The 6,982-nt window shown below is 72.3% G+C and carries 6 protein-coding genes; all 6 read right to left on the bottom strand.

Translation table 11 applies throughout. The annotated features are described in order from the left end of the window. On the bottom strand, positions 1-1,047 hold a 1,047-nt coding region (locus GA0115259_RS10565; RefSeq protein WP_256097969.1), incomplete at its 3' end, for a GNAT family N-acetyltransferase. Between the two features lie 194 nt (positions 1,048-1,241). Next, positions 1,242-1,904, bottom strand: a complete 663-nt coding sequence (locus GA0115259_RS10560; RefSeq protein ID WP_093594222.1) for a YveK family protein — start codon at positions 1,902-1,904, stop codon at positions 1,242-1,244. Continuing rightward, entirely contained in the window at positions 1,901-3,133 is a 1,233-nt protein-coding gene (locus GA0115259_RS10555; protein ID WP_093594219.1) for a glycosyltransferase, read from the bottom strand. The genes GA0115259_RS10560 and GA0115259_RS10555 overlap by 4 nt, the downstream gene beginning before the upstream one ends. Then, positions 3,130-3,915: a polysaccharide deacetylase family protein gene (locus GA0115259_RS10550; protein WP_093594216.1), complete on the bottom strand. Its 786-nt coding sequence runs from the start codon at positions 3,913-3,915 to the stop codon at positions 3,130-3,132. The genes GA0115259_RS10555 and GA0115259_RS10550 overlap by 4 nt, the downstream gene beginning before the upstream one ends. Next, positions 3,905-5,593: a lipid II flippase MurJ gene (locus tag GA0115259_RS10545; RefSeq protein ID WP_093594213.1), complete on the bottom strand. Its 1,689-nt coding sequence runs from the start codon at positions 5,591-5,593 to the stop codon at positions 3,905-3,907. The genes GA0115259_RS10550 and GA0115259_RS10545 overlap by 11 nt, the downstream gene beginning before the upstream one ends. 38 nt (positions 5,594-5,631) lie before the next feature. Continuing rightward, a complete protein-coding gene (locus tag GA0115259_RS10540; protein WP_093594210.1) occupies positions 5,632-6,981 on the bottom strand; it encodes an O-antigen ligase family protein in 1,350 nt (449 codons plus the stop codon). Position 6,982: the final 1 nt, after the last annotated feature.

Here is a 6,982-nt window from a genome sequence, read left to right as displayed (position 1 = left end):
GGCCCGTCCCCGGGCCGCCGCGTGTCCGATCAGCAGCCGCAGCGAAGGCTCCAGACAGGGCCGGGAGAGCAGATACCGCTGATTGCGCACGGTCTCCGGGCGCCAGTGGTGCTTGTACGGCTCGTTGCCGCGCAGCATGCTCAGCGTGGTGCGCCCGCTCCCGCTGATCTGCCGCGCTCCGCTCCGCAGCAGCATGGTGGCCACATCCACCTTTCTGGCGCGCAGCCCAGGATCGGCTCCGTACAGATAGCCGCCCGCCAGCGTCCCCGACATCAGGGTGAGATCCGCCGCCAGCACCTCGCCGGCCAGCAGGAACTCGGTCACGCGCGCGTCACCGGACCCGGCCATCGCCCGTACCGACCGGCTGAGATGCTCCGCGAAGCGCGTACTGAGGTGCTCGGCGGTGACGCCGCGGCCCTGCCACTGGAGCCGGTGCAGCTCCAGCAGCCGGGCGACCGCGAGCGGGATCTCGTCCTCGGGCACCACCCGCTCGTCGATACCGAGCGAGTCCAGCTTGCGCAGCTTGGCGCGGAAGCGCTGGGCGCGCGAGGAGGCGAGCCTGCCGAGCAGTTCGTCCATGGGAACGGCGGGCAGTTCGAGACAGACCGAGTCGGCCAGCCGCCGGCGCGGCCCGCTCCAGCAGGCGACCACACGCTCCGCGGCGGCGCCCGGCCGTACCTCCCGCAGATCGATCACCGACGTACGGGCCACTTCGCGCAGCGCCCTGGCCAGCGCGGCAGCCGCGGCCTCCGGACAGCGGTCGTCGAGCAGGACGTCGGAGAAGTCGGAGATGGTCCCGCCGAGCGGTACGAGGACGGGAACGGGACGGTGGACCAGCATCAGCGGCGCCGCCGCCACCAACTGCCCGGCCCGGCGTACGAGAACGATCCGCAGCCGTCCGGGCGTGCCGTACGACACCCACCAGGAGCGCAGCCAGGCGTGGTTCTGGAACGGAGTGGCGTTACGGGAACGGCGGTGCAGCGCGTGCCAGTCCGGCCCGAGCGCGGTGAAACGGCCGAAGTCCCGGCATACCTCCGTGGTGAACACGGACCCGGAGACGGACGAGGCGGATGGTGCCGAAGGTGAGGAGGAGGTGAGGGACACGGAAGATACGGAAGCCCCGGAGGACACAGAGGCCCCGGAGGACGCCGGGGATCCAGCGGACGCCGACGACGCGGCGGTGGAACGCGTACGGGCCGCCGACGAGGGCATACCGGTTGCCCGTCTCGATTCGGTGTGCATCAGACTGTCTCCGGCTGTGGTTGGGACGCCGTCGCCGGTCCCGGGACGGTCACCTGGACCTGCTCGGCCCGCCGCCTCGGCCGCACCAGCAGACCGAGCCCGCCGAGCAGCCCGCCCGCGCTCGCGCCGACCAGGGCCGCCAGGGAGGCGGACGCCGAGACCGGGCCGGTCGGCTCGACCGCCCGGGAGAACTGGAGCACCCGTACGTTCGTACTGCCCTGCAAGTGCGTGCCGTTGACGACCAGGGAGCGCGCGACGCCGTCCGCCATGTTCACGGCGGTCGACGCCTCGGAGGAGGTCGCCGTCACGGAGATCATCGGAGCGTCCGGCGAAGTGGCCGTCCGTACATTCTTCTTGAGGGTCTCCGCCGATACACCGGACCAGACCGGCGCGTCACCGAGCAGCGCCACCTGGGAGGCGATCCGTCCGTACGCCGTCGCGAAGCCGAGAGCCGCGGCCGGATCGGACTTCTGCGTCGGTACGACCAGGACATAGCTGGTGGCCGTGTACTCGGGCGTACGGAGCAGTCCGTACGCGCCTCCGGCCAGCGCGCCGCTCAGCGCCGCCGCCGGCACGATCCCCCAGACGGGCAGCGCCTTCAGCCTCGCCGACACCGGGATGCGCCGCGCGGCCCGGCGCCGCGGAGGACTCGACTGGTTCATGGGCAACTCACCTCTCGGGTGGGGGCCGTACCGCGCACGGCATGCCCGTACACCGTCATCAGTTGTTCGGCACTGTGGGAGATGTCGTAGTGGCGTGCCGCCCTGGGCACGGGCAGCCGACGCGGAAACGTCTCCTCGAACTGCCGTAGTTCGGCGACCAGTTCGGGCACGGATCCGCTGATCTGCCGGGCTCCCGGCGCATCGTCGGCGGGCAGGTCGTGCAGCGCGGGACAGGTGACATGGAGGACCGGCAGCCCGGCCGCGAGGGCCTCCACCACGGCGAGTCCGAAGGCCTCGTCGTAGGAGGTGGACACGAAGACATCCATGGCGGCGAGCAGCGAGGGCAGATCGGGCGCGCGGGCGGGCTCTGCCGAGGACCCGTCCGACAGCTCGCCTGACAGCCCGTCCGACGGATCGCCCTGCGACGTCTCGCCCGGCAATGTCCCGGGAACGGCACGCGGCGGATCCTCGCACGCGCCGTGCAGCAGGATCCGGTGGGCCGCTCCCCACCGCCGCGCCAGCCGCCGCAGCCGCTCCCGCTCCGGTCCGTCGCCCACCAGCAGAAGCCGGGCGCGCGGCAGTTCGGCGACGGCCCGTACGAGCGTGTCGAAGCGTTTGCTGGGAGTCAGCCGTCCGACACCGCCCACCACGAAGGCGTCCAGCGGCAGCCCGAGACGGCTCCGCGCGGCGCGCCGTGCGCTCTCGTCGTAGGCGAAGCGCCCGACGTCGATGCCGTTCGGCACGACATGGATCCGGTCATGGCGCACTCCCCAGCGCTCCAGCCGGCGCGCGACGGTGGCGGAGACGGCGACCGTCGTGGTGCCGAGGCGTTCGCCCGCGAGATAGAGCGCGCGGGCGCCCGTGGAGAGCTGTCTGCCCTCGATCTGTACGGCGCCCAGGGAGTGTTCGGTGGCCACGATGGTCCGTACGCCCGCGAGGCGGGCCGCGAACCGCCCGTACAGACAGGCCCGGTAGAGATGCGTGTGCACCAGGTCGTACCGCCCTTGCTTGACCAGCTTGGTCAGTCTGGGCAGGGCGCCGAGGTCCTTGTTGCCGGTCATGGCGAGATCCGTGACGGGCACGCCGTCGGCGACGATGCCCTCGGCGACCGGACCGGGATTGGTGAGGGTGACGACCTCGCTCTCGGTCGGCAGCCGGCTCAGCAGCAGCCGCAACTGCTGCTCGGCGCCGCCGATCCCGAGGCCGGTGATGATGTGCAGCACTCTCACGGTGCCGTCCTCCCGCCCGTGCCGACCAGGGCGTCGGTGTACGCGGCGTACTCCGCGGCCGGTACGGGCTCGCGGCGCCAGCGGTGCAGCCGCCGTTTGAGATGGAGCCGCGGTCCGGTGTCCTTCTCGCCGACATGGACGCGCGGCAGGGCGAGCATCCCGGTCAGCGGCCCGGGACTGATGGCGCAGGCGTAGGTGTAGCCGGCGGCCCGTACGGCTTTGATGACACGGGTGTCGACCGTGCCGTACGGATAGCAGAAGCCGGTCACCTCGGCGCCGGTGAGGGCCCGCAGAAGCTCCCTGCTCCGCGCGGTCTCGGCGGCGAGCAGCTCGTCGTCGGCCCTGGTGAGATCGGTGTGGCGCAGTCCGTGGGAGCCGATCTCCATACCGGCCGCTGCGGCTTCACGGATACCGTCGGCGGTGAGCAGAGGTTTACGAGGGCCGAGGCTGTCCCATTCGTTCGTACCGCCGAGCCGGCCGGGCAGGACGAAGACCGTGGCGGTGAAGCCGTATCCGCGCAGCAGCGGTACGGCACGCTCCAGGAAGTCCGCGTATCCGTCGTCGAAGGTGAGTCCGACGAGTCCGGCGCCGCGGCCCCCGGCGCGTGCGCGCAGCAGCCGCTCCATGCCGACGCCGGTCAGTCCGCGCCGGCTCAGCCAGCGCAACTGCCGTTCGAGCCGGGCCGGTGAGACGGTCACCTGATAGGGGTCGTCGGCGGTGTCGGCGACGGAGTGGTACATGGCTGCCCACAAGGGGCCTGGGGACACCGTGTCAGCGGGCATGTGCGAGCTTTCGTGTGAGAGGGCGGAGGATGGTGTCGATCTCGGGCGCCTGAAGGGCGCGGGCGATGACGAGGAACACGGCGGCGACGGCCGCACAGGCCGCCGTGGCGCCCAGTACGGGCGAGGGAATGAGGTTTCCGCAGAGCCAGCCGGAGCCGGTGGCCGCCGCGGCGGCGGAGCTGAGCTTGACAAGGCCGCCGCTCATGGCGCGGATGTCGACGGGCACGCTGTGGCGGCCGACGCCGTGCAGCATCAGGGCGGCGGTGAGGGAAATACCGAGGGCGTTGGCCGCGGCGATACCGAGCACGCCCCAGACCTCGACCAGCAGGGCGCCCGCGCCCGTGGTCAGGGCGAGCCCGGTGAGCATGGCGAGCGCCGGGAACCAGAGCGGGCGCGCGGCGGAGAAGTAGCAGCGCACCAGCGCGCCGACGAGCGTGTGGCCGAGCAGACCGAGCGCGTAGACGCGCATCACATCGGCGGTCGCCGCCGTGTCGGCCCGGTCGAAGGCACCGCGCTGGAAGAGCACTTCGATGATCTGCGGCGCACAGGCGATCACGGTGGCGGCTCCGACCAGCACGATCATCCCGGCCAGCGCGAGATCGCGCTCGACCCGGCGCCGTGCCCGGTCGGTCTCGCCCGCCGCCATCGCACGGGCGATCACCGGGAAGGTGACGGTGCACAGCATCATGGAGAGCGTCATCGGGATCTGCGCGACCTTCTGCGCGTAGTTGAGATGCGAGATGGCTCCGGCGGGCAGCGGCGCGGCGAGAAAACGCTCGATGAGGACCTGCGACTGTCTGCTGAGGGCGAAGACGACGACGGGTGCGAGCAGCGCGAGCGCGACGGGCGGTCCGCTCCCGCCGTCCTTCGTACCGTTGTCCGCGACCGGCCGGCGCTCCGTCAGTCTGTGCCACAGGAACGGTACTTGGACCAGCACCATCAGCACTCCGCCGAACGCGACACCGGCGGCGGCGGCCCGTACTCCCCAGCGGTCGGTGACCACCAGCATCGTCGTGATGATGGCGGTGTTGTAGACGGCGTAGATCATCGCGGGCGCGAGAAAGCTGCCGTGCGCGCGCAGTGCCGCGCTGCAATATCCGGCCATGCCGAAGGTGAAGGCGCAGGTCGCCGTCGCCCGGGTGCAGTCGACGGCCAGCCGCGGTTCGGGCAGACCGGGCGCGAGGACGGCCACCACCCACGGCGCGGCGGCGATCAGCAGGGCCGCGCCCGCGCTGAGGGCGAGACAGAGCCGGGGCAGCGTCGCCCGCATGAGGAGCAGAACGGGATCCCGCTCGGGCGGCGGTTCGGTGGCCCTGCGGGCCAGGGCCAGACTGAAGGCCGGTACGAGGATCAGGGCCATGGCGTCCTCGATGAGGAGCGTGGCGGCGACCTCGGGGACGGTCCAGGCGACGAGGAAGGCGTCGGTGTCGGGGCCGGCGCCGTAGAGATGGGCGATGGTCTGGTCGCGGAGGAGACCGAGGAGGGCTCCGGCGGCGGTCAGCAGGGCGGTGAGGAACGCGGCCCGTGCCAGGAAGCGCCCGGAGGAGAAGGCACCACGAGCACCGGGACGCTGCTCGGCGCCGGGCGGTGCGACGGGTGGCGCGACCGGCGCGGAATCCGGTGGGGAGGCCTGCGGAGGAGGTCCCGCGGAGGAGGAGGACGGGGACGGCGGAGACACGGGCGGGGGCACCGCGGGCAGAGACTTCCTCGTATCGGTCACGCGGAGGCAGCCCCGCTCCCGGTCTCACGGTCACGGTCCCTGCCTCGGGCCGGACCCAGTGCCCACCACGCGGCCAGCCCGAACATCACGGCCGTCAGTACGGTGGACGGCCCGCCGATGTCCGCGTAGCCGAAGTCCACGAGCTGCCAGACCAGCAGTCCGGTGACGGCGAGCGCGCAGTCACTGCCGCGGTGTCCCGCTCGCGAGTGGCGCGGACCGGGCAGCCTGCGCAGCGCGAGGACGAGCAGCGCGGCCCAGCTTCCCGCCAGGGCTGTGATCCCCAGGAGGCCCTGCTCGCTGAGCACCAGCAGATACATGTTGTGCGGGGAGAGCAGCGGCTGGCGCTGGAAGCCGAGGCCGGCGCCCGCCGTGTCGCTGCCCGAGGACAGCCCCAGGGAGGCATGGCTGTCGCGGTGAGCGGGAAAGCCCTTCAGCCCGACGCCGGTGACCGGCCGCTCCCGCCACATGTCGGCGGCGGCGGCCCACATCATGTACCGGTCGGCGACGGACTGGTCGGGCGCGTCGGTGACCTGGGTGATGCTGTCGAGACGCTCGCCGATCATCTGCGAGCCGATACCGAGTCCGCCGACGAGGACCACGCCGAGCGCTCCGGCGGCGAGCGCGGCCACGGCGGCCCTGCGCACCCCGGAGAGCGTGAGCTGGAGGACGACGGCGACAGCCGTGGCGATCCAGGCGCCACGGCTGAAGGACAGTGCGAGCGGTACGGTCAGCAGCCCGGCGCAGACCAGCGCGACGGCCCGCTGCCGGCCGGGCCCTCGTACGCCGTGACCCCGTACGCCGTGGCCTCGTACGCCGTGACCCCGTACGCCGTGGCCCTGTACGCCGCGCACCGGAGCCAGCGCGAATCCGACCGCGACGACCAGTCCGTACGCCACGACGGTCGCCATGCCCATCACATCGGTCGCTCCGAAGGTGCCGACGGCACGGATGTTCTCGCCCATGTACGAGGCGCCGGTGCCGGTCAGATACTGCGTCACGCCGATCGAGCCCTGCACCAGCGCCAGAGCGACGACGGCACCGGCGACGAGCCGGAAGTCCGCGCGGTTACGGATCAGCAGCAGCAGCGCGCCCGGCACCAGTACGAAGATCTGGAGATAGCGCGCCAGACCGGGCAGAGTGGCCGCTGGTTCGTGCGAGGTGAGGGCGGCGACGGACACTCCCAGCACCGGAAGTCCCAGCACCAGCGCGGCGGTCCTGGTCAGCGGCCGGGCCCGCTCGCGCAGCACCCGTACCAGGCAGTACAGGACGAGCAGCGCGGAGGCCCCGTCCGCGACGCTGCCCGATCCGGCGGAGCCGTCGCCCGCCGGAGCCGCCGGTACGGCGATG

The sequence above is a fragment of the Streptomyces sp. MnatMP-M17 genome (assembly GCF_900091995.1).
In the GTDB taxonomy this organism is placed as follows: domain Bacteria; phylum Actinomycetota; class Actinomycetes; order Streptomycetales; family Streptomycetaceae; genus Streptomyces.
The sequence above is the reverse complement of the archived record's forward strand: the minus strand, read 5'-3'. Positions and strand labels throughout refer to the sequence as shown.